The following is a 24,570-nucleotide window of genomic DNA, read 5'->3' as shown; positions in this document are numbered from 1 at the left end:
GTCTCCTCGCCTCGTCTCCCGGACCCGCGTCCGGGCACCGTATGCGATCGCCGGCCGCGGCGACCCGTCGGTACGCGTACCCGCGGCACCCCGGCTCAATGAACGGCCCGCCGCACCCGGGCCGGCGCCGGTGCCGCACAATGGCCCGGTGGACGACGAACCGGCACCCGTGAGCCGCGCCGTGGACGGCGGCACCGCCCGGCTCCTGCCCGATCTGGACCGGAAGCGCGCGTGGCTGCTCACCGTGGAGGGCGCGCCGCAGTCGTACGTCGATCTGGACGACCCCCGCTGTCTGGAGTTCGAGTACGCACAGCGGCTCGGCCACCTGCTGGACCTGGCCGGGCCGTCCGGTCCGCTCGACGTGCTGCACCTCGGGGGCGGGGGGCTGACGCTGCCGCGCTACGTCACCGCCACCCGCCCGGGCTCCCGGCAGCGGGTGGTGGAGGCGGACGAGGGCCTGCTGGACCTGGTGGCCGAGCTCCTGCCGCTCCCGCCCGCGAGCGGGATCGAGCTGCTGTGCGGGGACGCCCGCGCGGTGCTGGACACCGAGCCGGCGGGCTCGGCAGACGTGATCGTCGCCGACGTCTACGGCGGGGCGCGCGTCCCCGCCGGGATGACGACGGTGTCCTGCGCCCGTGCGGCGGACCGGGTGCTGCGGCCGGACGGGCTGTGGGCGGCCAACCTGGCCGACGCCGCGCCGTTCGCCTTCCTCGGCTCCCAGCTCGCGACGTTCGGCACCGTCTTCCGGCACCTCTGCGTGGTGGCCGAGCCGGCGGTGCTGCGCGGGCGCCGGTTCGGCAACATCCTGCTGCTCGCCGGGCAGCGGGAGCTTCCGCTGGGCGCCCTCGCCCGGCGCACCGCCGGGGACCCGTTCCCGGCCCGGGTGGTCCACGGCGCGGAACTCGACGGGCTCGCCGCGGACGCGCAGCCGGTGCGGGACGGCGCCGCGGTGCCCTCGCCTCAGCCGCCGGAGGGCGCGTTCTCCCTGGGCTCCCTCGGCCCCCCGGACTCCCCCGGCGCGCCCGGCTGAGCCCCGCCCGGGGCGGAATCCGGAGCCGGGTCCCGGCTCCGGCGCTCCAGCCGGCGTACGTCCGGCACGAGGAGCACCGCGGCGGTCAGCAGCACCACCAGCGCGGAGCACCCCCAGAGCGCCGCGGGCCGCCCGACCGCGGCGGCGACCGGTCCGGCGGCCGCCGTGGCGACCGGCACCAGGGCGATCGAGCCCAGCCAGTCGTAAGAGGAGACCCGGGAGAACTTCTCCTCCGGCACCTCCTGGTGCAGCGCCGACATCCAGGTCACGGCGAACACCTCGACACAGACCCCCGTCGTGAACATCACAGCCACCAGCGCGGCGGCGGACACCGGCACGGCCAGCGCAGCCGAGGGCAGGGCGAGCGGGAAGACGCTGAGCGCGCCGGCGAGCAGGATGCGGCGCGGCCGCCAGCGGGTCATCACCAGGGCACCGCCGACGGTCCCCGCGCCGAACGCGGCGAGTGCGAGCCCCCAGGGTCGCGCGCCCCCCAGGTGCTCCTCGGCCACCAGCGGCCCGTACACCGCCTCCGCGGCGGCGACCACCGCGTTGACGACGGCGAACTGCACCACCACGGACCACAGCCAGGGACGGCCCGTCACCTCCCGCCAGCCGTCGCGCAGGTCGGCGAGGAGACCCGCCCCGGGTCCCCGGCGCGGCATCCCGCTGAGGTCCAGGAACGCCCGCAGGGCTCCCGCGACGGCGAAGGCCGCGGCGTCCAGAGCGAGCACCCAGCCCGGACCGGCAGCGGCGACGAGCGCCCCGCCCAGCGCGGCGCCGCCGATGTGGGCGCCGTTCATCCCGACGCGGAAGACGGCGAAGGCACGGGCGGACTGCTCGGCGGTGACGCTGGAGAGCACCATGCCCTCGGCGGCGGGCGCGAAGAACGCCTGCCCGGTACCGCCGAGCGCGGAGAGCAGCACCATCTGCCAGAGCCGGGGCTCGCCGGCCAGGACCAGGGCCGCGAAGACACCCTGTGAGGCGCAGTTGAGGGCGTTGGCGGCCACCATCACCCGGTGCCGGGGCACCCGGTCCGCCACCGCGCCGCCCACCAGCACGAAGAGCACCAGCGGCACCGTACGGGCGGCGGCGACCAGGCCCACGTCGGTGCCGTCGCCGCCCGCGGCGAGCACGGCGAAGGCCGAGGCGATCAGCGCCCCGGAGCCGCCCAGTCCGGTGATCACGGCGGCCGCACTCAGCAGGGTGTAGTTGCGCCCCGCCCAGGCAGGCCGGGCGGGGCGGCGAGGGCCGGGGGCGCCGGCCGGCGGAGAGGGCGGGGTCACCCCGGGACTATGGCCACCCGGTGCGCCCGCCGCCAAACGGTTTCCCGGCGGGCGCCGGCCGGGCGGGGTCAGCCGCGCGGGTCGGAGCCCTGCCCCGGCTCGCCGTAGTCGCGCAGGCTGTTCATCATCTTCTTGATCGTCGCGTCCGGCACCTCGTCCTTGACGCCGGCGTCGGCGAGGAAGACCCAGATGGTCAGGTCCTCGTTCTTGTTGATCCAGGAGACGGTGACGGCCTTGGCGTCGGGCACGTCGCACTTGCCGTCCGCCGGCGCTCCGGTGACCGTGGCGGTGGCGGTGTGCCCCTTGATGCCGTGGTCGTTCTCGAAGGGCTTGGCGCCGGACTGCTTCAGGGTGCCCTTCTGGTCCTGGTCGTAGCCGGCGAGCACCCAGTTCCCGGCGGCGATCTCGGCCGCCTCCTTGGTGTTCCGGGAGCCCTGGCCGCCCTTGGTGCCGACCATCGCCCGGCTGCTGTCCTTGCACCAGTCCTGCTTGTAGAAGGCGGGTGCGGACATCCCGACGAGGAGGTCCTGGGGCTTGTCGTCGTCCGAGAAGCCGACGATGGTGCCGGAGCTCGCGAGTTCCCAGTCCTCGGTGCCGGGCACGTCGAACGCCGAGAAGTGCTTCGGGTTGATCACCGTCTGCCAGCCCTCGACCACCGGGGCGCCGGCGTCCTCGGACGGCTCGGTACTCGGCTGGGTGCTCGGCTCGGCGTCTCCCGAGGCGCCGCCGTCCGGCGTGGCGTCCCCGGAGGCCGCCGGGCTCCTGTCACCGTCCGCGGTCTTCTTCTTCTCGTCGTCCGAGAGCAGCACGACGCCGGTGACCACGGCGGCGGCGATCACCGCGACGGCGGAGACGATCGCGATGGCCGCGGTCCTGCCCCGGCCGCCGCCGCCCTTCGGGGACTGCGGCGGGCCGGGGGTGCTCCACGGCTGCTGCCCGGGCTGCTGCGGGTAGCCGCCCTGCTGCGGGTATCCCCCTTGCTGCCCCGGCCCTTGGCCCTGTCCCTGTCCCTGTTGCGGATAGCCGTACCCCGGCTGCTGATACGGGTTGGGCTGCTGATACCCCGGCTGCTGATAGGGGTTGGGCTGCTGAGGATTCTGCCCGCCCCCGTGCTGATCTCCTGGCCACATGGCCAGCAAGCCTATGAGGCGAGCCGGTTGGGAGCCACGGCCGCCCCGGTTTCGGTACCGAGCCGCTACACGCCGGAGGACGGAGCCGGACACTTCCGGCGACCACGACCGCCGCCCCGGCGCGCTCCCGCAGCCCCGCCGCCGTGCGTCCCCGCATCGCGCTCCCGGCCGCCGGGGCTTCCCGACCCTTGTTACCGAGTGGTAACCTCCGGCTCATGCCCGCAGAAGCCCTGCCGTCCACCGGCGACATGATGGCGGCCTCCGTGCCGATGGTCCGCACCCTGAACCTCGAGTTCACCGAGACCACCCCCGAGCGCGCCGTGGTCGTGCTTCCCGACCAGAGCGCCTTCCACAACCACGTCGGCGGCCCGCACGCCGGCGCCATGTTCACCCTGGCCGAGTCGGCGAGCGGCGCCATCGTGCTGACGGCCTTCGGGGACCAGCTCTCCCGCGCGGTGCCGCTGGCCGTCCGCGCCGAGATCGGCTACACCAAGCTCGCCATGGGGCCGGTCACCGCCACCGCCGAGCTGGGGCGACCGGCGGCCGAGGTGGTCGCGGAACTGGACCGCGGCGCGCGCCCCGAGTTCCCGGTCCGGGTGTCGATCACTCGCGAGGACGGCGCGGAGACGGCCGCGATGACCATCGTGTGGACCCTGCGCCCCCAGAGCTGACCCCACGCACCCGGTCCGTGACCGGGAGGTGAGCCCCCTCACGGTCACGGACAAAACGGACGGATCAAAGGGACGAAAAGGACAAATCGGTAGGCGAAACGTAACCCACGTCACATCCGAGAAGCGAGGACGTGGTTTGCCCGCTTCCGTTACTCTCGCAGAGATGTCCGTCCCCGCAGCGCAGCCCGTCCCCGCGGGTTTCCCCGCCCGCCTGGTGCAGTGGCTGCTCTCCCCCTGGTCCCGGCTCGGCCTGCTGCTCGTGCTGATCGGCACGGCGGCGGCCGGCATGCTCCTCTACGAACCGCAGCGGTTCATCACCGGCGGTCTCACCGCCGAGTTCTCCGGCGCGCTGGCGGTGTTGCTGTTCGCAGGCGCGTACGGAGCGTGCACACTCGCCTTCGTGCCCCGTCCGCTGCTCAACCTCGGCGCCGGTGCGCTCTTCGGCGCCCAGATCGGCGTCGGCGCCGCGCTCGCCGGCACGGTGCTCGGCGCCGCGCTCTCCTTCGGCATGGGCCGCCTGCTCGGCCAGGACGCGCTGCGTCCACTGCTGAGAAAGCGGTTCCTCAACAAGGCCGACCGGCAGCTCAGCGACCACGGATTCCGCTCCGTCCTGGCCATCCGGCTGCTGCCAGGCGTGCCGTTCGCGCCCTCCAACTACGCCGCGGCGGTCTCCCGGATGGGCTGGATCCCCTTCCTGTCCGCGACGGCCCTCGGCTCCCTCCCGAACACGGCCGCCTACGTGGTGGCGGGCAGCCGGACGGAGGCCCTCACCTCGCCCGCATCGATCGGCGCCTTCGCCGTGATCGCCCTGTCCGTTCTGGCGGGCGTGGTCGTGGCCTGGCGCAAGCGGTCCCGGATCCGGACCGCCACCGCCCCCGCGGCGGCCTGACGGGCGCCCCGGCACCGTGTCCCGGCCGGGGCGTGCCCCCGCGCACGGCGCAGGCCCCCACCGTCCGCACGGCACGGCCCCCGCCACTCCCCGGCCGCGCCGCCCCCGCACCACCCCGCGCCCCGGAGCCTTCCGCAGGCTCCGGGGCGCGGCCGTTTCGGCGCGGGGGCGGCGGAAACCCGCCCGGCATGACTTCTGCCAGCCCTGATCTCCCTCTTCCGGACTACGACGAGCTCTCCGCCGGCGACCTGGAGCACCGGATCCGGTCGCTCTCCCGCGGCGAGCTGACCCGGCTGCTGGAGTACGAGCGGGAGCACGGAGCCCGTACGCCCGTCGTCGAGCTGCTGAACGCGCGGATCGCCCAGCTCGACGCCGGGAGCGAGCCCTCCCCGGGCGGTGCGGCGCCGGAGACGCCCGGCGCCGGACGGCACGGCTCCCCCGTCTCCCCCGCCACAGAGGGCCAGCCGGTGCACCCGCCGCCGCACGGCACCCCGCAGACGTACGCCCGGCCCAAGGCCGACAAGCGCCACTGACCGGCCGCACCGTGCGGCCCAGGATCGCGTCCCGGGCCGGCCGCGCATGCCGGCACGGCCGCACGCGCAGGCGTGACCCGCGCCCCGGCGTCCGGGTTTTCCGCGGGGGTGCGGGGTTACCCGGTCGCACATGACGGCACCGACTTCCATGACCTACGGCTACTTCCTGGCCTGCGAGGACTACGACCCCCAGGAGCTGGTCGAACAGGCCCGGATGGCCGAGCAGGCGGGCTTCACCTCGCTGTGGATCTCCGACCACTTCCACCCCTGGACGAGCGAGCAGGGCCACTCCCCCTTCGTCTGGTCCGTCCTCGGCGCCCTGGCCGAGGCCACGTCGCTGCCGGTCGAGACCGCGGTCACCTGCCCCACCGTGCGCACCCACCCCGCGGTCGTCGCCCAGGCGGCCGCGACCTCGGCGGTGCTGCTGGGCGACGGCCGCTTCCGGCTCGGCGTGGGCAGTGGTGAGGCCCTCAACGAGCACATCCTGGGCACGGCGTGGCCGCAGGCGCCGGTCCGGCTGGAGATGCTGGAGGAAGCCGTCGGCGTCATCCGGCAGCTCATGACCGGCAAGGAGATCAGCCACTTCGGCAAGCACTACCACGTGGAGAACGCACGGCTGTACGACGTGCCGGACGAGCCGGTCCCGATCGACATCTCCGGGTTCGGGCCGGCGGCGGTGGAGCTGGCCGGCCGGGTCGGTGACGGCTTCATCACCATGGCTCCCGACGAGGAGGGCGTCGCCCGTTTCCGCCGGAGCGGAGGCGGACAACAGCCGGCCCGGGCCGGCACCAAGGTCTGCTACGACACCGACCGCGACAACGCCGTACGCACCGTGCACCACCGGTGGCCGAACATGTTCCTGCCCGGCGAGCTGTCGCAGGTGCTCCCCACACCCGCCCACTTCGAGCAGGCCGCACGACTGGTGACCGAGCAGCAGGTCGCCGATTCCCCCGTGGTGTGCGGGGACGACCCCGACGAGCACATCCGGGCGCTGCAGGAGTTCCGTGCCGCGGGCTTTGACGCCGTCCACGTCAACCAGATCGGGCCCGACCTGCGGGGCTTCTTCGACTTCTACCGGACCAAGGTGCTGCCGCAGCTCACCGAGTGACCCCCGCCGGGTCCGTCCGGCGGGCGGTCCGCCGGGCGGACGGGAGCGTCGAGCCGGACCTGGGGACGGGCGGCACGGGAGAAGACGCTACGCTGCCCCACGGCTGATGCGATCACCGTGCATCCGCCACGGCGTGAGCCGTCCCGTACCCCGTCCCTTTCGCCTGACGACCCGTCAGCCCGTCGCCACCTCCCGGATCGCATCGTCTTCATGTCTTGGTTCGAATCATTCATCCTCGGGCTCGTCCAGGGGCTGACCGAGTTCCTTCCCATCTCCTCCAGCGCGCACCTGCGGCTCACCGCGGCCTTCGCGGGCTGGGAGGACCCCGGGGCCGCCTTCACCGCGGTCACCCAGATCGGCACCGAGACCGCCGTGCTGATCTACTTCCGCAAGGACATCGCCCGCATCCTCTCCGCCTGGACACGCTCGCTCTTCGACAAGGCCATGCGCCGGGACCACGACGCGCAGCTCGGCTGGCTGGTGATCGTGGGGTCGATCCCCATCGGCGTGCTCGGCCTCACCTTCAAGGAGCAGATCGAGGGCCCCTTCCGTGACCTGCGGCTGATCGCCACCACCCTGATCGCCCTCGGTATCGTGCTGGGCATCGCCGACCGGCTGGCGGCACGCGACGCCCAGGGGGGCAGGCACCGCGCGGTCCAGCAGCGCAAGGGGCTGGAGGAGCTGACGGTGCGGGACGGCCTGCTCTACGGACTGGCGCAGTCGCTCGCTCTGGTGCCCGGCGTCTCCCGCTCCGGCGCCACCATCAGCGGCGGTCTCTTCATGGGCTACCGGCGGGAGGCCGCGGCACGCTACTCGTTCCTGCTGGCGATCCCTGCGGTGCTGGGCTCCGGGCTGTTCGAGCTGACCGAGATCGGCGAGGGCCATGTCTCCTGGGGGCCGACGATCTTCGCCACCGTGCTGGCCTTCCTGGTGGCCTACGCCGTGATCGCCTGGTTCATGAAGTTCATCTCCACCCGCAGCTTCATGCCCTTCGTGATCTACCGGGTGCTGCTGGGAGTGGCGATCTTCGTCCTGATCGCCCTGGGCGTGCTCGACCCGGACGCGGGCGAGGCCGCCAGCGGCTCACACTGACCGCAGGCCGGTCGGGGCCGCCCGCGCCCGGACGTCCCGTGCGGCGGCCCGCCGGGCGGCACAAGCCGCCGCGGGCCACCGCGGGAAGAGGGCCGGGGGCAGCCGGGTTCACTGGACGGCCACCGCGCCTGTCGTCATTCGCTCGTTCGGCGACAGGCAGCCGCCGCGCCGGGTGATGTCGTCGGGACGGACTGCTGTCTGCCCTCGGTGAACACCACCCCGAGCGGGCGCAACGGTCATTACCGTCCCCTCGCATGACGACGGTCACGACCCGTACGGTCGCATACCCGGCCGACAACCTGACGATGATCGGACACCTCGCGCTCCCGGCCGGTGCCGAGCGCCGGCCCGCCGTCCTGATCGGTCCCGAGGGGATGGGGCTCAGCGATGTCGAGCGCCGGCGGGCCGAGGCGCTGGCCGAGCTGGGGTACGTGGCGCTGGCCTTCGACCTCCACGGCGGACGCTATGTCGCAGACCCAGAGGAGATGTTGGCCCGCTGCATGCCGCTGCTCGCCGATCCCGACCGCATGCGAGGAATCGGTCACGCCGCGCTCAGCGTGTTGCGTGCCGAACCACGGGCCGACCCCGACCGGACCGCCGCCGTCGGTTACGGCACCGGTGGCGCAGTCGCACTGGAACTCGGTCGCGACGGCGTCGACCTGCGCGCGATCGGGACAGTCAACGCACTGACCACGGGCCGACCGGGCGAGGCGGCACGCATTCGCTGCCCGGTATGGGCCGGGGTCGGGTCGGAAGACCCGATCATGCCGCCCGCGCAACGGGAGGCGTTCACCGCAGAGATGCAGGCCGCGGGCGTCGACTGGCGCCTCGTGGTCTACGGAGGTGCCCTTCACGCCTTCCACCACCCACCGGTCGACCACGCCGCGCCTCCCGGCGTCGGCCACCACCCACGGCACGCACAGCGAGCCTGGCGTGACATCGTCGCCCTGCTCGCCGAGTGCCTGCCCGTCACGGATTGAGCTGGGCCCCACCTGGAACCTCGATGTCGATGACCATGACGAAAGGACTCGCTGACTGCCCGATGGGCAGCCTTCTGTCTGGAGTCAGCGGAAGCTCGCAGTCACAAGACGAGGTCACACAGCAGAGAGCGAGACTCCCGGACATCACTGTCCGTCACCTCCTCAGACCGTGAACACCCTCGGCTGACGCATACGCGACACCTCACCATGCGCGCTCACCAGTCCCGAGGCCGTCAGCGGCCCATGGTCAGGCCGTCCTGCGCGGCGCCGCGGCTCAGCACCGCCTCCCGGATCGTGCGGCGTGCCTCGGCGTACTCCGGGCGCCCCGCCTCCCGGCCCTCCGGCCCGGCCAGGCCGACCAGCCGGAACCGCGGCTCGCTCACCATCAGGAAGGGGACGTACTCCGCCTTCCGCACCCGCCAGGACGCGTCCTTCCCGCGCGGCGGCGCGAAGGTGAAGCGGGCGGCCGTGCCCATGCTGCCGCGCGGGTCGTTCATCACGCCGGCGACCTGGTCGCCGAGCCCGTAGACCACCCAGGTGCCGTTGACCTTCTCGTACGGCTGCGGCACATGGTTGTGGGTGCCGAGGATCAGGTCGATGTCGCGCCGGCCGTCCGAGCGCGAACGGGTCAGCCGCCGGGCGAGCTCCCGCTGCCGCGCGTCGGGCTTCTGCTGCCACTCGGTGCCCCAGTGCAGGCTCACCACGACCACGTCGGCACCCGCCCGGCGCGCGGCCCGGGCGTCCGCGACGATCCGCTCGGGGTCGATCAGGTTGACCAGCCAGGGCTGGTCCTCGGGCACCGGGATGCCGTTGGTGCCGTAGGTGTAGGAGAGCTGAGCCACCGTCGCGGTGCCGGCCTTCAGCACCGCGGGCTTCTTCCGCTCGGCCGCGGAACGGGCCGAGCCGGCGTGCCGCAGCCCCGCCTCGTCCATGGCCCGCAACGTCCGGCGCACGCCTTCCGGCCCGTCGTCCAGGGTGTGGTTGGAGGCGGTCGAGCAACTGTCGTAGCCGGTCTCCTTCAGCCCCTGTGCGACCTGCGGCGGGGTGCGGAAGGCCGGGTAGCCGGAGAAGGGGCCGCCGTCCCGCCCGTACACCGTCTCCATGTGACAGACGGCCACATCCGCCGGCGCGACGACGGGTTCGGCGCCGGCGAGCATCCGGCGGAAGTCGTAGGGCCGCCCGGAGCCGGCCGCGTCCTCTCGGGCCTGGGCGATGATCGAGTCGTGTGCGAGGACGTCGCCGGTGGCGACCAGGGTGAACCCGCGCTGGCCGGCGCTCTCCGCGACGGGCCGGGCGGACTCACCGTCCCCGGTCCCGGCCGCGCGGGGCCGTCCGGAGTGGCCGCCGCAGCCGGCCAGCGCGCCGAGCAGGGCGGCGGCCAGCAGTGCGGCGAGGGGGCGTGCGTGACGCTTCATGACGCGATCTCCCTGGATGGGGGGCTGATGAGGTGGACGGGACCCGGAGAGGCGGTGCGGGTGGGGCGGCGGGGACGGTCAGCCGGCCTCGCGGAGCCCGTCCTCGGCCGCGCCCCGGCTGAGGACCGCCTCCCGCACGCGCGCGTGGACCTCGGGGAAGCGTTCGGGCGTGGCCCGCACCACGCGGAAGGGCGGCCCGGTGTCGGAGTGCCCGACCAGGAACTCGGCGCGGGAGACCTTCCAGGCCGCGCCGTCCCGGCGGGGCGGGGTGAAGGTGAAACGGGCCATCGAACCCTCGTTGCCCCGGTACATCGAGGGGATGAAGCTGGCGACCTGGTCGCCGAGCCCGTAGACCACCCAGGTGCCGTTGACCTTCTCGTACGGCTGCGGCACATGGTTGTGGGTGCCGACGATGAGGTCGATGTCGCGCCGGCCGTCCGAGCGCGAACGGGTCAGCCGCCGGGCGAGCTCCCGCTGCCGCGCGTCGGGCTTCTGCTGCCACTCGGTGCCCCAGTGCAGGCTGGCCACCACCACGTCGGCACCCGCCCGGCGCGCGGCCCGGGCGTCCGCGACGACGCGGTCGGCGTCCAGCATGCTCACCGCCCAGGGCTTGCCCTGCGGGCGGGGGATGCCGTTGGTGCCGTAGGTGTAGGAGAGCTGAGCCACCGTCGCGGTGCCGGCCTTCAGCAGCGTCGGCTTCTTCCGCTCGGCCGCGGAACGGGCCGAGCCGGCGTGCCGCAGCCCCGCCTCGTCCATGGCTCGCAACGTCCGGCGCACGCCCTTCATGCCGGCGTCCAGGGTGTGGTTGGAGGCGGTCGAGCAACTGTCGTAGCCGGTCTCCTTCAGCGACCGGGCGAGCTGCGGCGGGGAGCGGAAGAGGGGATAGCCGGTGAAAGGACCGTCGGCGTCCCCGTAGGGGGTCTCCATGTGACACAGGGCCAGGTCCGCCTTGTGCACCACGGGCTTCACCCCCGCGAAGATCCGGGTGAAGTCGTACCCGTCACCGCCGGCGTCCCGGCGCGCCTGCTGCATGATCGACGGATAGGGGATGACGTCCCCCGTGGCCACCAGGGTGAAGGGGCGCTGCTCCCCCGCCGCGGCGGCCGCGCTGTCGGCACGCCCGTCCGGAGCTGCGCCGGAGTCGTCCTCCGGCCCCGCACAGGACGCCAGCAGCGCCCCCAGGGCCAGTGCCGCGGCGGCCCGTGCGGGCCGTCTTCTGCATCCCATCTCGCTCTCCTCGGACAGGCCGCCGGCACGGTGCCGCCGGTACCGCTTCGTCACTTCGCACCCTGAAACGGGCGGGACGATCGCGACAGCCGGGAGGGCCGTAGGGGGGACGGGAGGGTGCCAACCGGGGGACCGGGGACGCCGGGGGGACCGCGATGATCCATCCGCTGCCGGTCGTACTCCGCGGGCACGGTGTACTCCTCTGGCTGTACGCCGGGACCGGACCGCCAGACGACGACAGGGAGCACCGGGGAGAGGGAGGGTGGAGATATGAACGGGACGTCCTCTCTCCGCCGGAACCGGCCGTGAGCCCGCTGCTCGCCTCGATCCTGCTCTCCGTGCTCTCCGCGGTGGCCTACGCCGCGGCCGCCGTGCTGCAGGAGCGGCTCGCCGCGACCACCGCGCCCAGCCGGTACGCGCTGCTGCGCCGCGGGCGCTGGTGGCTGGCGGTGGTGCTGAACGGCGCGGGCGCCCTGCTGCACGTGGCCGCGCTCGGCCTGGGTCCGCTGACCGTGGTGCAGCCGCTCGGCGTGCTCACCATCGTGGTCGCGGCGCCCATGGGGGCGCTGCTGGTCGGGCGCCCGGTGACGGCGGCCGCGTGGCGCGGCGTGGTGCTGGTCTCGGTGGGGCTCGCGGGGGTGCTGCTCTTCACCGGGGCCCGCGCGTCGCGGCCGCTGACCGGTGCGGAGCAGTACGGGGTGGCCGGGGCGGCCGCCGCGGCGATCGCGCTGCTGGTGGCGACGGCGGCCGCGCTGCGCGGGGCCCGCCGCGCCCGGGCCCGCAGCGTGGCACTGGCCGTGGCGGCCGGGATCTCCTTCGGCACGGCCTCCGTCTGTGTGAAGGCGGTCGCCGAGGGCTGGGCGCTGACGTCGCTGACGGCGGCGCTGCCGGTGCTGGGGCTGATCGCGGTGTTCGCCGTCACCGGCCTGGTGACGGCCCAGGCGTCCTACCGCGGCGGCGGGCTCGCCGCCCCGCTGGCCACCACCACCGTGGTCAACCCCGTGCTCGCCGCGGCCGTCGGTCTGATGCTGCTCGACGAGGGGTTCCGGCACGGTACGGGCGGGGCGCTGACCGCGCTGGGGGCCGCCGTGCTGGCCGGCTGGGGACTGGTCGTCCTCACCCGGGACAGCGTCGCCCGCCGCGCGGCGGAGGGGGCGGAGCCGGTGGAGCCGGGGCCGGTGGTCATCCCCGCGCCCGCCCAGCGCCCGGAGCACGCTGTGGAGCACCGCCCGGAACCCCCGCGGCACGGTGTCCCGGTGCCGCTCCCGGCCGCGCACCGGGGCTGGGAACCCTCCGGCGGGCGGGGCCGGCCGGCCCGCGTCACCCCTCCGGGCCCCGCACCGGGCACGCTGCCCGGACCGTTTCCGCCGGAACGGCACGAGCGGGTGCCGGTGCCGGTCCGGCCGGGCTGACCGCGCGGCCGCGGGCGGGCTGCTCCCGCCGCCCCCCGCCGGCGTGGCCCGAGGAGACGGTCTCTGCGGCCCGCCGCTGCTCCCCGCCGCCGGGGCGTGCGCGGGCACACCGAGGGGCGCGCGGGGGCGCACGCGGAGGCACGTGCCCCCAGGCGGTCTGGCGTGCCGTCCGGGCAGGGAGCAGCCTGTGCCCGCGGCCGCGTCAGGGCGGGGCGGCCACGGGAGGTGACCCATGACCGGACCCGGCACGGAGCGGGCGGTGGTGCTCGGCGCCGGAGTGGCCGGGCTGCTGGCCGCGCGCGTGCTCGCCGAGACCCATGACGAGGTGCTGGTCGTGGAGCGCGACCCGGACCCCGGTACCGGGGTCCAGCGGCGCGGGGTGCCGCAGGGCCGGCACATTCACGGGCTGCTGGCCGCGGGCCAGCGGGTGCTGGACGCACTCTTCCCCGGGCTGACCCGGGAGCTGGCCGCGCGGGGTGCGGCGGTGGGCGACCTGCAGGCCGACGTGCGCTGGTTCATGGGCGAGCGGCCGCTGCGGCGTGCCGCGTCCGGGCTGACCGCGGTGGGCGTCGGCCGGCCGCTGCTGGAACGGGTGATACGGGACCGGGTGGCCGGGCTGCCGGCGGTGCGGCTGCTGCCGGGGCGGGACATCGCCGCGCTGACCGCCACCCGGGACGGCTCCCGGGTCACCGGCGTGCGGGTGCTCGCCCGCCGGCCCGGGCGGGGGCACGGCGCGGAGGAGTACCTCGCCGCCGGCCTGGTGGTCGACGCCACCGGCCGCGGCTCACGGACCCCGGCGTGGCTGGCCGAGCTGGGATACCCGCGCCCCCCGGAGGACCGGGTGCGGATCGGCCTGGTGTACGCCTCGCGCAGCTACCGGCTGCGGCGGGGCGCGCTCGGCGGCGATCTCGCCGTGCTGCTGCCGCCTGTGCCCGGAGCCCCGCGGGGCGGCGCGGTGGCGCGGGTCGAGGACGGCCGTGCGCTGGTCACGCTCTCCGGGGTGCTGGGCGAGGCGCCGCCCACCGACCCCGAGGGCTTCCACGCCTTCGCCCGCTCGCTGCGCAGCCCCGACATCGAACGGGCGCTGGAGGACGCCGAGCCGCTGGGCGACCCGGTCCCGCACCGCTTCCCGGCGAGCCTGCGGCGCCGCTACGAGCGGCTGCCCCGGCTGCCGGAGGGCCTGCTCGCCCTCGGCGACAGCGTGTGCAGCTTCAATCCGGTCTACGGGCAGGGCATGAGCGTCGCCGCGCTGGAGGCGGAGGCGCTGCGCCGGCTGCTGGCCCGGGGTGCCCCGCCCGCGCCGCGAACCTGGTTCCGTACCGTCGCGCGGGCGGTGGACGTGCCCTGGGAGCTGGCGGCGGGTGCGGACCGGGCCTTCCCCGGCGTACCGGGTGAGCGCACCCGGCGGGACCGGCTGCTGCACGCGTACGTCACCCGGCTGCAGGCCGCCGCGGCGCACGACGCCCGGCTCGGCGGTGCCTTCCTGCGGGTCACCGGGCTGGTGGCGCCGCCGTGGACGCTGCTGCACCCGGCGGTGGCGGTGCGGGTGCTGCGCGGGGCGCCGGCCTGACGGCCGCTCGCGCACATGCACAGCCGGGGCACAGCCGGGGCACAGCCGGGGCACGGCCGAGGCGGGCCCGGCGCCCCGGCCGGCGGCGTATCGTCGGAGGCCACGGCACCACGAGGGACACGACGAACACGTGAACGCGGGGCACACGAGACATACGCCCGGGACACGGAGCGGCGGGCCCGGCCGGTGGACGGAGACGGGTCAGGCTCCGAGGCGAGGGGGTGCGGCATGCGGCGGGCGCCGGGACCGCGGTGGGCACGGAACGCAGCGGCGACGGGCGCGGGCGCGCTGCCCGCGCTGACCTTCCCGGCGCCGTCCTGGTGGTGGCTGGCACCGTTCGCGCTGGTTCCCTGGCTGCTGCTGCTGCGCACCGCGGAGACCGGGCGCCGGGCCGCGGTGGAGGGCTGGCTCGGCGGCACCGCCTTCATGGTGGCCGTACACCACTGGCTGCTGCCGAACGTGCATGTCTTCCTGTTCGTGCTGGCCGCGCTGCTGGGGCTGCTCTGGGCCCCCTGGGGGTGGCTGGCGCGCCGGCTGTTGCGACCGGCGGAACCCGGACCCGTGTCCGCCCCGCTGGGGGCGCTGCTGCTGGTGCCGTCGGGCTGGCTGGTGGTGGAGCTGGTGCGCTCCTGGGAGTACCTGGGCGGTCCCTGGGGACTGCTCGGGGCGAGCCAGTGGCAGGTCACGCCGGCGCTGCGGCTGGCCTCGGTGGGCGGGGTGTGGCTGGTCAGCTTCCTGCTGGTGGCCGTGAACACCGCGGTGGTGCTCGTGTGCTGCCTGCCGCGCGCCCGGGCCGGCGCACTGCTCGCCCTGGGCGGGATCGCGGCCGCCACCGCGGCGGCATGGGCGGCGGACCCGGTGCCGCGGCGCACCGGGGAGGTGCGGGTGGCGGTGGTGCAGACGGGCGGCACGCCCTCCGCGGAGAGGCGTTTCGCCCGCAGCGCGGAACTGACCCGGGAGCTGGCCGGGAGCCGGCCGGACCTGGTGGTGTGGGGCGAGAGCAGCGTGGGCTTCGATCTCACGGCCCGGCCGGACCTGCGCGGGCGGCTGGTCCGGCTCTCCGCCGCGGTGGGCGCGCCGCTGCTGGTCAATGTCGACGCCCGGGCGGCGGACCGGCCCGGGATCTACAAGTCCTCGGTCCTCGTCCGCCCGGACGGCGTGTCCGGCGAGCGGTACGACAAGATGCGCCTGGTGCCCTTCGGCGAGTACATCCCGGCCCGCTCGGTGCTCGGCTGGGTCACCTCGGTCGGGCGCGCCGCGGGCGAGGACCGGCGGCGCGGCACGGAGCCGGTGGTGATGGAGGCCGGCGGGGTCCGCGTCGGCCCGCTGATCTGCTTCGAGACGGCCTTCCCCGACATGAGCCGGCATCTGGCCGCCGAAGGCGCGGAGCTGCTGGTGGCCCAGTCCTCGACCTCCACCTTCCAGGAGAGCTGGGCGCCGGAGCAGCACGCCTCGCTGGCGGCGCTGCGCGCGGCGGAGACCTGGCGGCCGGTGGTGCACGCGACGCTCACCGGGGTGAGCGCGGTGTACGGCCCGCGCGGCGAAGCCGTCGGGCGACGGCTGGGCCGGGACGGCGGGGCCACCGCGGTGTACCCGGTGCCGCTGGCCGCCGGGACCAGCCCGTACGTCCGGCTGGGCGACTGGCCGGTGCTGCTCGCGCCGGCCCTCCTCGCCGGGTACGGCGGGACGCTGGCCGTGCGGGCGTGCCGGGGCGCCCGCGTGGAGGTCAGGAGCCCTGCTCGGCCGCGGTGATGACGACCCGTTCGCACAGCTCGTGGGTGCGCAGCGCGTCGTCCGCGGAGAGGAACCGGCCGGCGCGGACCGCGTCCAGGAAGTCGAGCACGATCTGCTCGATGCCGCGCTGACGGGCCACCGGTACCCAGTCGCCGCGGCGGCGGAGACTCGGCTGGCCCTTGTGGTCCACGATCGCGGCGAGGTCCCGCACCTCGCGCTTGGAGTCCTGTCCGGAGACCTCCAGGATCTCCTCGGCGGAGCCGGAGAGCCGGTTCATGGCGCCGACGGCGGTGAAGCCGTCGCCGGAGAGCTGGAGCACCACGTGGTGCAGCAGGCCGTCCCTGACGCGGGCCCGGACGTCGATGTGGTCGGGCGTGCCGGGGACGAGGAAGCGCAGGGTGTCCACGACGTGGATGAAGTCGTCGTACACCATCCTGCGGGGGTCCTCGGGGAGCCCGACGCGGTGCTTCTGCAGCAGGATCAGGTCCCGGGGGTGCTCCAGGCACTGGGTGTAGCCCGGGGCGTAGCGGCGGTTGAAGCCGACGCGGAGGGAGACCCGGCGCTCCTCGCCCAGCCGCACCAGCCGTTCCGCCTCCGGCAGGGTGGCGGCCAGCGGCTTGTCGACGTAGACCGGGACGCCCGCCTCCAGCAGCCGTCCCGTCAGCGCCGGGTGGGCCTCGGTGGCGGCGTGCACGAAGGCGGCGTCCGGGCCGGCCGCCAGCAGGTCGTCCAGGCTGCCGTGGCGGTGCGCGTGCGGAATGCGGTAGGTGTCGCCGAGGCGCTCCAGCACCTGCGGGTCGCGGGTCACGAGGTGCGGCTCGACCCCCGGCTGTGCGGTGAGCACGGGGAGGTACGCCTTCTCGGCGATGGCGCCGAGCCCGATGATGCCGACCTTCACTTGGCTCCCTGACCTCCGGGTGACGCGGTGCGGTGTGCCCCGGAAGCATACGCGGCGGGAGCGGGCGCGACCCGCGGCGGATCCCGGTGCCGGCGCCGGAGCCGGGAATCACCCCTGCGGGGAATGGCGTGGGAGGCGGGATACACCGAGAGTTGGGCAGATGGGACGGATGGGACGGCTGACATGGGCCGTGACGCTGGCAGGGGTGACGGTCTCGGCCCTCGGAGGGTGCGTGACGGTACCGGGCCCGGAGCGGCAGGGAGGGGAGTCTCCGGGGCCGGGCCCCGGAGCAGCGCGGCCGGGGCCCGCGGGGGCCTCCGAAGCGGTCGCGCCTCCGGGGGACGCGGGGAGCGGGCCCGCCCCGCGCGAGCACCTCTCCCGGCCGCTGCCGCCGGGGGCCGCGGAGGGCCGGAAGCGGAGCGGGGGACCGGGACCCGGGACGAGCGCGGAGCGCCCGTCCGGCGGCGGGAGGCCGGGGGCACCGGCCGCCGGGCCGGAGGCCGGGCGGGGCGCACCGGGTGCGGGGCCGCAGGCCCGCCCCGGTGCCGGCGGACCGGGTGCCGCGCCGGAGCGTCCGGCGCGGGAGTCTTCGCCGCCCGTGCGGGCGGATCTCCCGGCCGGGGACGGGATCTGCGGGCTCGGGCGGCGGTTCGGGCGCTGGCCGGCGGGCAGCGACCAGGAGCGCCTCTGCCGCGGTGTCTACGGGCCCTGACGGGCCCGGCCGGGATTCACGGGGTGCGCACGCCCGTCGGCGGCAGCCGCCCTACGGCCGCGGGCCGGGGTCCGCCAGCCGCAGCTCCAGCCGGTCGAGGGCCGCGCGGACCCCGTTGCCGTAGGCGTCGTGCGCCAGGTCCCCGGCCAGGCGCCGGGCGTCGGCCAGCTCCCTCCGGGCGGCCTCCGCGTCGCCGAGCTTCACATGGTCCGCGGCCAGGTTGAGGTGGAGGGAGGGGTAGAAGCCGCGCACCGTGGCCACGGCCTCCTCTCCCGCGGCCCCGGGGTCGGACGTGACGGCGTCCGCCGCCGCGAGGGCACGGCGGTCCCAGCGGAGCTCCTCCACCGGGTCGTCCTGGGTGTCGGCCAGGTAGTGGGCGATGGTGCAGCGGTGCAGCGGCCGGTCCGCGGACTCCTCCCACAGGTGGTGCAGGCGGTTCCCGGCCTCCTCCCGGTCCCCGCCGTGGAGCAGGACGATCGCCTGTCCGATACGGGTCGTGAGCGCGTCGGGCGACGCGTCCTGCGGCTGCTCCGGCACGGGTGCCTCCCGGTGGTGAGTGCGGTCCGCTCTGCCGAGCGAGAGGGTGCGGAGCCGACGCTAGCCGGAGCCGGCGGCGATCCCGCGGAGGCGGCGTCCCGGCCCGGTCGGGGCCGGGGGTGCCCGGGTGCTGCGCTTCCGGTCAGGCCCGGGGCCCGGTCACGCCCCGAGGTCGGGGATCCGCCAGTCGACCGGGGTGTGCCCCTGCGCGGCCAGTGCCGCGTCGATCGCGCTGAAGGGACGGGACCCGAAGAACTTCTTCGCGGAGAGCGGGGAGGGATGGGCGCCCTCCACCACCGCGTGCCGTCCGGTGTCGATCAGCGGCCGCTTCTTGCGGGCGTGGGCGCCCCAGAGCACGAAGACGGCGGGCTCGGCGCGGCCCGAGACAGCCCGGATCACCGCATCGGTGAACTGCTCCCAGCCCTTGCCCTTGTGCGAGTTGGCCTCGCCCGCGCGCACGGTGAGGACCGCGTTGAGCAGCAGCACGCCCTGGCGGGCCCACGGCGTGAGGTGGCCGTTGTCCGGGACGGGGTGGCCCAGGTCGTCGCGGAGCTCCTTGTAGATGTTCCGCAGGGACGGCGGGGTGCGCACGCCGGGGCGGACGGAGAAGCTCAGCCCGTGGCCCTGGCCTTCGCCGTGGTACGGGTCCTGGCCCAGGACGAGGACCTTGACCCGGTCGAACGGCGTGGCGTCCAGCGCGGCGAAGACCTCCTCGCGCGGCGGGTACACCGGCCCGCCGGCCCGCTCCTCCTCGACGAACTCGGTGAGCTCCTTGAAGTAGGGCTTCTCCAGCTCCTCGCCGAGGACGTCCTGCCAGGACTGGGGCAGCATGCCGTTCACGCGTCAACCTCCGGGGTGGGCGGGCTCGTTCGTCTCAGGTGCCACCGAACGTACCGCCCGCCGCCGACAACGACGGGCGCGGCCCGCCCGGCAGCCGGTGGAACCGGGTGCCGGACGGGCCGGTGCGCGCCGCGGAGCCGTACGGCTACCAACTGGCCTTCTTGTGCAGCTCCCACATCCGCATGATGGTCGACGGGTCGATGCACCACTCCACGCCCGCGATGTCCGTGTGCGAGGCGACGTAGACCTTGCCCTGCCAGAGCGGGAGCAGCCGCGCGTCCTCGGCGAAGATCTTCTGTGCCTTGGTGAAGGAGTGCCCGGCCACGCCGCGGTCGCTCTCCCGGCGGGACTGCGGCAGCAGCTCCTCGGTCAGCGTGGCGCTCTCGTACGGTGTGCCCAGGGCGTTCTTCTCACCGACGAACGGGGTGACGTAGTTGTCGGCGTCGGGGAAGTCGGGGAACCAGCCGCGCCCGAAGACCGGGTACTCGCCGTTGAGGTAGCCCTCCTGGAACTCGTTCCAGGGACGGCCCTTGACACTGATCTCGAAGAGGCCGGAGCCCTCGAGCTGACGCTCGATCTCCTCGAACTCCTTCTGCATGGTCGAGCCGTAACGGTCGGTGGTGTACCAGAGGGTGAGCGGCACCGGCTCCTCGAAGCCGGCGTTGCGCAGCAGGCTCTCGGCCTTGCTGCGGCTGGGCTCGCCGTAGACGTCGAAGAAGGCGTTGGTGTGCCCGGTGAGGCCCGCCGGGACCATGGAGTAGAGCGGCTCGGCCGTGCGGTTGTAGACGTTGCGCACCAGGGCCTTGCGGTCGATGAGCTGGGCGATGGCCTTGCGCACCGCCTCGTTCCCGGCGTTGTCGAACTTGGGGTTGAAGACGAGATAGCGGATCTCGGTACCGACGACCTCGCTCAGCTCGACGTTGTCGTTGCCCTCCGCGGTGGCGTCCTGGAAGTCGCTGATCTGGGCGGGGGTGAGCCCGCGGAAGGTGATGTCCAGCTCGTTCCGCTTGAACGCCGCCACCATTTTGCGGGAGCTCTTGAAGTAGTCGATGGTGACCGAGTCGTTCTTGATGTCCGCCGCACCCTGGTAGTCCGGGTTGCGCTTCAGCACGGCGATCTCGTTCGCCTTGTACTTCTCGAGGGTGTACGGACCGGAGCCGGCGATCTTCTCACCCTCGAGCAGCGTGTCGGCCGGATAGGTCTCCGGGTCCACGATGGACCCGGCGGGCGTGGCGAGCACGTACGGGAACGTGGCGTCGGACTTCTTGAGGTGGAAGACGACGGTGTTCTTCGCGGGCGTCTCGATCCGGTCGAGGCTGCCCATGAGACCGGCCGGGCCGGTCTCGGCGTCGATGGTCAGCACCCGGTCGAGGGAGTACTTGACGGCCCGGGCGTCCAGCGGGTTGCCGTTGGAGAAGGTGAGCCCCTCGCGCAGGGTGCAGCGGTAGACCTTGCTGGCGGAGTCGGTGAACTGGCAGCGCTTGGCCGCCTCCGGCTCGGGCGAGCTGCTGGAGTTCGGGAAGTGCAGCAGCGTCTGGTAGACGTTCCGGAAGAGCTCCCAGGACTGGTCCCAGGCACCGGCGGGATCCAGGACGCTGGGCGCGCTGGTGGTGCCGACCACGATGGACTGTTCCTCGTCGCTGTCGTCACCGGACAGCACGCTGCACCCGGCGAGCAGAACCGTTATGAGCACGGTCGCTGTGATTCTCAGTCCGTTCCGGTCGAACACGTACGAGCTCCTCAGTCGGCGGGGCCACTACTGATGATGCGATGGTGGAGGATGGTGCCCGTCGGCCGGTTGTTAGCGCTCTCTTGCACTCGCGGGAGGACCCCGAGTGCCACACGCGGACCCGCTGGCCGGAGGCGAGAGAGACCCTACCGCAGCAACGGCCCCCGAAGCATGAACAGATCAACTATTTGTGGCCGCCTTTGCGCGGGCGTCACAGTTCTGATGCCGCCCCATTGCGGAGCGGCATCAGAACCGTACGCAGCGCTGTCCGGTCATCGACAGCGGGTCATCGTCAGACGCCCGCGTTGAGGAAGAGCCCGCCGTCCACGACGAGCGTCTGCCCGGTGATCCACCGGGACTCCCCGGAACTGAAGAACACGGCCGCTCCGGCGACGTCCTCCGGGGCGCCGAGGCGCTGCATCGGGTAGCGGGCCACGGCCTCGGCCTCCCGGCCCTCGTAGAGGGCGGCGGCGAACCTGGTCTTGACGACGGCCGGTGCGAGCGCGTTGACCCGCACCGCGGGAGCCAGCTCCTGGGCGAGCTGCTGGGTGAGGTTGATCATCGCGGCCTTGCTCATGCCGTACGCGCCGACGAACGGCGAGGCGGAGAGCCCGGCGATGGAGGCGATGTTGACGACCGTACCGCCGTTCTCGCGCTGCCAGGCGGCCCAGGTGCGCTGCGCGAAGCCGAGCGCGGAGACGACGTTGGTCTCGTAGATCTTGCGGGCGACGCCCAGGTCCAGTTCGGCGAGCGGCCCGAAGACCGGGTTGGTGCCGGCGTTGTTGACCAGGTGGTCGACGCGCCCGTAGGCCTCCATCACCCGGTCCACGGCGGCGGCCTGGTGCTCCTCGTCGTGCGCCTTGCCGGCGACGTACATGGCGCGGTCCGCCCCGAGCTGTTCGACGGCCTCCTTCAGGGAGTCCTCGTTGCGCCCGGTGATGCAGACCCGGTCACCGCGGGCGACGAGTGCCTCGGCGATGCCGTAGCCGATGCCGCGGCTGCCTCCGGTGACCAGGGCGACCCGGCCGGTGTCCTGCTGTGTCATGTCGGTCCTCTCAGTTCAGCGGGCCGCCGGCCACGTACAGCACCTGGCCGGAGACGTACCCCGCCTCCTCGCCCGTGAAGAAGGCGATGGCGTGCGCGATGTCCTCGGGGCGGCCGACGCGCTGGACCGGGATCTGCGAGGCGGCGGCGGCCTGGAACTCCTCGAAGCCCATGCCGACCCGCTCGGCGGTGGCGGCGGTCATCTCCGTGACGACGAAGCCGGGCGCGACGGCGTTGGCGGTGATCCCGAACTTGCCGAGCTCCTTGGCCAGCGTCTTGGTGAGACCCTGCATGCCGGCCTTGGCGGCGGCGTAGTTGATCTGGCCGCGATTGCCCAGCGCCGAGCTCGACGAGAGGTTCACGATGCGTCCGAAGCCTTGGTCGACCATGTGCTTCTGGCACTCGCGCGACATCACGAAGGCGCCGCGCAGGTGCACGTTCAGCACCGTGTCCCAGTCCGAGTCGCTCATCTTGAACAGCAGGTTGTCCCGCAGCACGCCGGCGTTGTTGACCAGGATCGTGGGCGCGCCCAGCTCCTCGGCGACGCGGGCGACGGCGGCGGCCGCCTGCGCCGAGTCGGAGACGTCGCAGCCGACGGCGAGGGCCCGGCCGCCCGCCGCGGTGATCTTCTCGACGGTCTCCTTGCAGGCCGCCTCGTCCAGATCGAGTACGGCGACGGCCCGGCCCTCGGAGGCCAGCCGGACCGCGGTGGCCGCGCCGATGCCTCGGGCTGCGCCGGTCACGATCGCGACGCGCTGCTCGGTGGTGGACATGTGCTTCTCCTCGCCCTGTCTGTGGTGAGCAACCGCTTAGTATCTACGGTTGTCGTGACGCTAGAAGCCCTGGCACTCCGTGTCAACGGTGCCCCGCTCGTCAGCGCACCAGCAGCCCGAGCAGCCGCTCGGCCTCCACGACGGGGTCGTCGGTGAGCCCGGTGTGCACCGGGCCGGGCTGCACGACGGTGCTGCGCGGAGCGACGAGCCACCGGAAGCGACGCCCTGCGTCGTCCGCGGCGCCCTGCCCCGCGGCCTCGCCGCCGTGGCAGAAGTCCTCCACCGCCCGCAGCGCCGCCCGCACCGCGGCGGTGTCCGCGTCCGGGTCCAGCGCCCGGAGCCGTTCCTCGTCCAGATGGACGCGGGCCACCACGCAGGACCGGGCACGGCAGTAGACGACCACGCCGGCGTTGATCCGCTCGCCGCGCTCGACCCGGGGCACCACCTGGAGCAGGGCGTACTCGAAGACCTCACGCGTCACCGGGCGTCCCCCGTCCGCTCGTCCGGTCGCCCGGTGAGCCAGCCCGGGGCCCGGGACGGCCGGGGCACGCTCGGCGGCCCCAGGGTGATCCGCTCGTGCACCCCGGCGGCACGCTCGGCCAGCACTCCGGTGTACGCGCGGCGTACCGCGTCCGGGCCGTCGAAGCCGGGCTCGTCCGCGAGCCACACGTCGGGGACCTGAGCGGCGCACCCGTCCAGCAGTTCCGGTGTCACACGGGGCCCCAACTCGGCGGCAGCGGCCGCGACGTCCGGCGCGAAGGGGGCCAGAGCGTGGTCGGAGGCGTCGTAGGGGCGGGCGGCCGCGGTGGTCGCGCCGGGCCAGTTGTGGTGCCAGATGAGGCAGGCCCCGTGGTCGATGAGCCACAGCTCGCCGTGCCAGACCAGGAGGTTGGGGTTCCGCCAGGAACGGTCCATGTTGCCGACGAGCGCGTCGAACCACACCACACGCCCCGCCTCGACCGGGTCCACGCGAAAGGCGAGCGGGTCAAACCCGAGAGCCCCGGGGAGGAAGTCCATGCCGAGATTGAGGCCGCCGCTGGCCCTCAGCAGGTCCTGGACCTCCTCGTCCGGCTCAGCCCGGCCCAGCACGGGGTCCACCCGCACGCCGACGAGCTCCGGCACCCGCAGCCCCAGGCTCCGGGCGAGCCCACCGCAGATCACCTCGGCGACCAGGGTCTTCCGGCCCTGCCCCGCCCCGGTGAACTTGGTGACGTAGGTCCCGAGATCGTCGGCCTCCAGCAGGCCGGGGAGCGAACCGCCCTCCCTCAGCGGGGTGACGTAGCGCGTGGCGGTGACTTCGGGCAGCATCCCCCCAGGTTAGAGGCCGGGGAGGCCGCACGGGGCGCTCGCGGCGCGTTCCGGTTCGTTCTCCGCGCGTTCTCCGCGCCCGTTTCCGCGTCGTTGAACACCCGGGCGGTGCGGGCCGTAAGAAGCTGTGGACGTTTCCCCGGACGAACAGAGGAAGTGCCACCATGAACGCACCCTTCACCTCCCGCCGCACCGTGCTGGCCGCGGCCGGCACCGTGTCCCTGGCAGCCGCCGTGACCGCCTGCGGCGGTTCGGACGACGGCGGCGGCGACGGCGGGACCGGCGGGGCCTCGCCCGGCACCGGGCAGGAGACGGGCGGCAGCACGCAGCCGGACGAGGGCGGCGGGGCCGAGCTCGCCGAGGTCTCCGAGATCCCGGAGGGCGGCGGCAAGATCCTCAAGGAGGAGAAGGTGGTGGTGACCCAGCCGTCCGCCGGCGAGTACAAGGCCTTCTCGGCCGTCTGCACCCACCAGGGGTGCCTCGTCACCTCGGTGGGGAACGGCACCATCGACTGCGCCTGCCACGGCAGCCGGTTCGACATCGCGGACGGCAGCGTGACCCGCGGCCCGGCGCAGCAGGCGCTGCCGCCGGTGAACGTGTCGGTGGAGGGGGGCAGCATCCGGAAGTCCTGACGGGACAGGCGCCCCGGCACCGG

The 24,570-nt window shown here is 74.3% G+C and carries 23 protein-coding genes; 11 read left to right on the top strand and 12 right to left on the bottom strand.

What is annotated here, in order from left to right; all coding sequences use genetic code 11:
- Nucleotides 1-130: 130 nt before the first annotated feature.
- Nucleotides 131-1,030: a spermidine synthase gene (locus tag HOY81_RS14975; protein WP_237320849.1), complete on the top strand. Its 900-nt coding sequence runs from the start codon at nt 131-133 to the stop codon at nt 1,028-1,030.
- Here the strand turns inward: HOY81_RS14975 and HOY81_RS14970 are convergent.
- Nucleotides 961-2,313, bottom strand: a complete 1,353-nt coding sequence (locus HOY81_RS14970) for an MFS transporter (protein WP_237320848.1) — start codon at nt 2,311-2,313, stop codon at nt 961-963. The two genes, HOY81_RS14975 and HOY81_RS14970, sit on opposite strands and share 70 nt — an antisense overlap.
- Before the next feature lie 68 nt (nt 2,314-2,381).
- Nucleotides 2,382-3,443, bottom strand: a complete 1,062-nt coding sequence (locus HOY81_RS14965) for a hypothetical protein (RefSeq protein ID WP_237320847.1) — start codon at nt 3,441-3,443, stop codon at nt 2,382-2,384.
- A gap of 215 nt (nt 3,444-3,658) precedes the next feature.
- Here HOY81_RS14965 and HOY81_RS14960 point away from each other — a divergent pair, with 215 nt between their 5' ends.
- The 6 genes from HOY81_RS14960 (at nt 3,659) to HOY81_RS14935 (ending at nt 8,716) form a co-directional block, all read left to right on the top strand.
- Nucleotides 3,659-4,114, top strand: a complete 456-nt coding sequence (locus HOY81_RS14960) for a DUF4442 domain-containing protein (protein WP_237320846.1) — start codon at nt 3,659-3,661, stop codon at nt 4,112-4,114.
- 163 nt (nt 4,115-4,277) lie between these two features.
- Complete coding sequence (locus tag HOY81_RS14955) at nt 4,278-5,003, top strand: TVP38/TMEM64 family protein (protein ID WP_237320845.1); 726 nt, start codon at nt 4,278-4,280, stop codon at nt 5,001-5,003.
- A 188-nt stretch (nt 5,004-5,191) separates the two neighbouring features.
- Nucleotides 5,192-5,536: a hypothetical protein gene (locus HOY81_RS14950; RefSeq protein WP_237320844.1), complete on the top strand. Its 345-nt coding sequence runs from the start codon at nt 5,192-5,194 to the stop codon at nt 5,534-5,536.
- A gap of 148 nt (nt 5,537-5,684) precedes the next feature.
- Nucleotides 5,685-6,644 carry a TIGR03557 family F420-dependent LLM class oxidoreductase gene (locus HOY81_RS14945; RefSeq protein WP_237320864.1) on the top strand — a complete coding sequence of 320 codons (960 nt, stop codon included), beginning with the start codon at nt 5,685-5,687 and terminating at the stop codon, nt 6,642-6,644.
- A 210-nt stretch (nt 6,645-6,854) separates the two neighbouring features.
- Nucleotides 6,855-7,736, top strand: a complete 882-nt coding sequence (locus HOY81_RS14940; RefSeq protein ID WP_237320843.1) for an undecaprenyl-diphosphate phosphatase — start codon at nt 6,855-6,857, stop codon at nt 7,734-7,736.
- Nucleotides 7,737-7,990: 254 nt separating this feature from the next.
- Complete coding sequence (locus tag HOY81_RS14935) at nt 7,991-8,716, top strand: dienelactone hydrolase family protein (RefSeq protein WP_237320842.1); 726 nt, start codon at nt 7,991-7,993, stop codon at nt 8,714-8,716.
- Between the two features lie 233 nt (nt 8,717-8,949).
- Here HOY81_RS14935 and HOY81_RS14930 read toward each other — a convergent pair whose 3' ends face one another.
- Together HOY81_RS14930 and HOY81_RS14925 are read right to left on the bottom strand one after the other, a co-directional pair.
- Nucleotides 8,950-10,131: a CapA family protein gene (locus HOY81_RS14930; protein ID WP_237320841.1), complete on the bottom strand. Its 1,182-nt coding sequence runs from the start codon at nt 10,129-10,131 to the stop codon at nt 8,950-8,952.
- Between the two features lie 78 nt (nt 10,132-10,209).
- Nucleotides 10,210-11,358 (bottom strand): CapA family protein, encoded by a 1,149-nt coding sequence (locus tag HOY81_RS14925; RefSeq protein ID WP_237320840.1) that lies wholly within the window; start codon nt 11,356-11,358, stop codon nt 10,210-10,212.
- Nucleotides 11,359-11,663: 305 nt separating this feature from the next.
- On the opposite strand from HOY81_RS14925, the gene HOY81_RS14920 reads away from it, so the two are divergent.
- The 3 genes from HOY81_RS14920 (at nt 11,664) to lnt (ending at nt 16,092) form a co-directional block, all read left to right on the top strand.
- Nucleotides 11,664-12,770 (top strand): DMT family transporter, encoded by a 1,107-nt coding sequence (locus HOY81_RS14920; protein ID WP_237320839.1) that lies wholly within the window; start codon nt 11,664-11,666, stop codon nt 12,768-12,770.
- Nucleotides 12,771-13,002: 232 nt separating this feature from the next.
- On the top strand, nt 13,003-14,340 hold the full coding sequence (locus HOY81_RS14915; RefSeq protein ID WP_237320838.1) for an NAD(P)/FAD-dependent oxidoreductase: 1,338 nt from the start codon (nt 13,003-13,005) through the stop codon (nt 14,338-14,340).
- Nucleotides 14,341-14,568: 228 nt separating this feature from the next.
- A complete protein-coding gene (gene lnt / locus HOY81_RS14910; protein ID WP_237320837.1) occupies nt 14,569-16,092 on the top strand; it encodes an apolipoprotein N-acyltransferase in 1,524 nt (507 codons plus the stop codon).
- Here lnt and HOY81_RS14905 read toward each other — a convergent pair.
- The 8 genes from HOY81_RS14905 to HOY81_RS14870 all read right to left on the bottom strand — a co-directional run bounded on the left by HOY81_RS14905 (nt 16,067) and on the right by HOY81_RS14870 (nt 23,915).
- Nucleotides 16,067-16,972, bottom strand: coding sequence for a Gfo/Idh/MocA family protein (locus tag HOY81_RS14905; protein WP_237320836.1), 906 nt, complete (start codon nt 16,970-16,972; stop codon nt 16,067-16,069). The two genes, lnt and HOY81_RS14905, sit on opposite strands and share 26 nt — an antisense overlap.
- 763 nt (nt 16,973-17,735) lie before the next feature.
- Nucleotides 17,736-18,221: a hypothetical protein gene (locus HOY81_RS14900; RefSeq protein WP_237320835.1), complete on the bottom strand. Its 486-nt coding sequence runs from the start codon at nt 18,219-18,221 to the stop codon at nt 17,736-17,738.
- Between the two features lie 159 nt (nt 18,222-18,380).
- Nucleotides 18,381-19,052, bottom strand: coding sequence for a uracil-DNA glycosylase (ung, locus tag HOY81_RS14895; protein WP_237320863.1), 672 nt, complete (start codon nt 19,050-19,052; stop codon nt 18,381-18,383).
- A 154-nt stretch (nt 19,053-19,206) separates the two neighbouring features.
- On the bottom strand, nt 19,207-20,790 hold the full coding sequence (locus tag HOY81_RS14890) for an ABC transporter substrate-binding protein (RefSeq protein WP_237320834.1): 1,584 nt from the start codon (nt 20,788-20,790) through the stop codon (nt 19,207-19,209).
- Between the two features lie 292 nt (nt 20,791-21,082).
- On the bottom strand, nt 21,083-21,835 hold the full coding sequence (locus HOY81_RS14885) for an SDR family oxidoreductase (RefSeq protein ID WP_237320833.1): 753 nt from the start codon (nt 21,833-21,835) through the stop codon (nt 21,083-21,085).
- Between the two features lie 10 nt (nt 21,836-21,845).
- A complete protein-coding gene (gene fabG, locus HOY81_RS14880; protein ID WP_237320832.1) occupies nt 21,846-22,607 on the bottom strand; it encodes a 3-oxoacyl-ACP reductase FabG in 762 nt (253 codons plus the stop codon).
- A 100-nt stretch (nt 22,608-22,707) separates the two neighbouring features.
- Nucleotides 22,708-23,088 carry a DUF3037 domain-containing protein gene (locus tag HOY81_RS14875; protein WP_237320831.1) on the bottom strand — a complete coding sequence of 127 codons (381 nt, stop codon included), beginning with the start codon at nt 23,086-23,088 and terminating at the stop codon, nt 22,708-22,710.
- Complete coding sequence (locus HOY81_RS14870) at nt 23,085-23,915, bottom strand: HipA family kinase (protein ID WP_237320830.1); 831 nt, start codon at nt 23,913-23,915, stop codon at nt 23,085-23,087. The genes HOY81_RS14875 and HOY81_RS14870 overlap by 4 nt, the downstream gene beginning before the upstream one ends.
- Before the next feature lie 164 nt (nt 23,916-24,079).
- Between HOY81_RS14870 and HOY81_RS14865 the strand changes: the two genes are divergently transcribed.
- Complete coding sequence (locus tag HOY81_RS14865; RefSeq protein WP_237320829.1) at nt 24,080-24,547, top strand: Rieske (2Fe-2S) protein; 468 nt, start codon at nt 24,080-24,082, stop codon at nt 24,545-24,547.
- The last annotated feature ends 23 nt before the right edge of the window (nt 24,548-24,570 follow it).

Source organism: Streptomyces sp. JJ36, from assembly GCF_021696945.1.
GTDB lineage: Bacteria > Actinomycetota > Actinomycetes > Streptomycetales > Streptomycetaceae > Streptomyces.
This window is presented reverse-complemented; position numbering and strand designations above follow the sequence as displayed.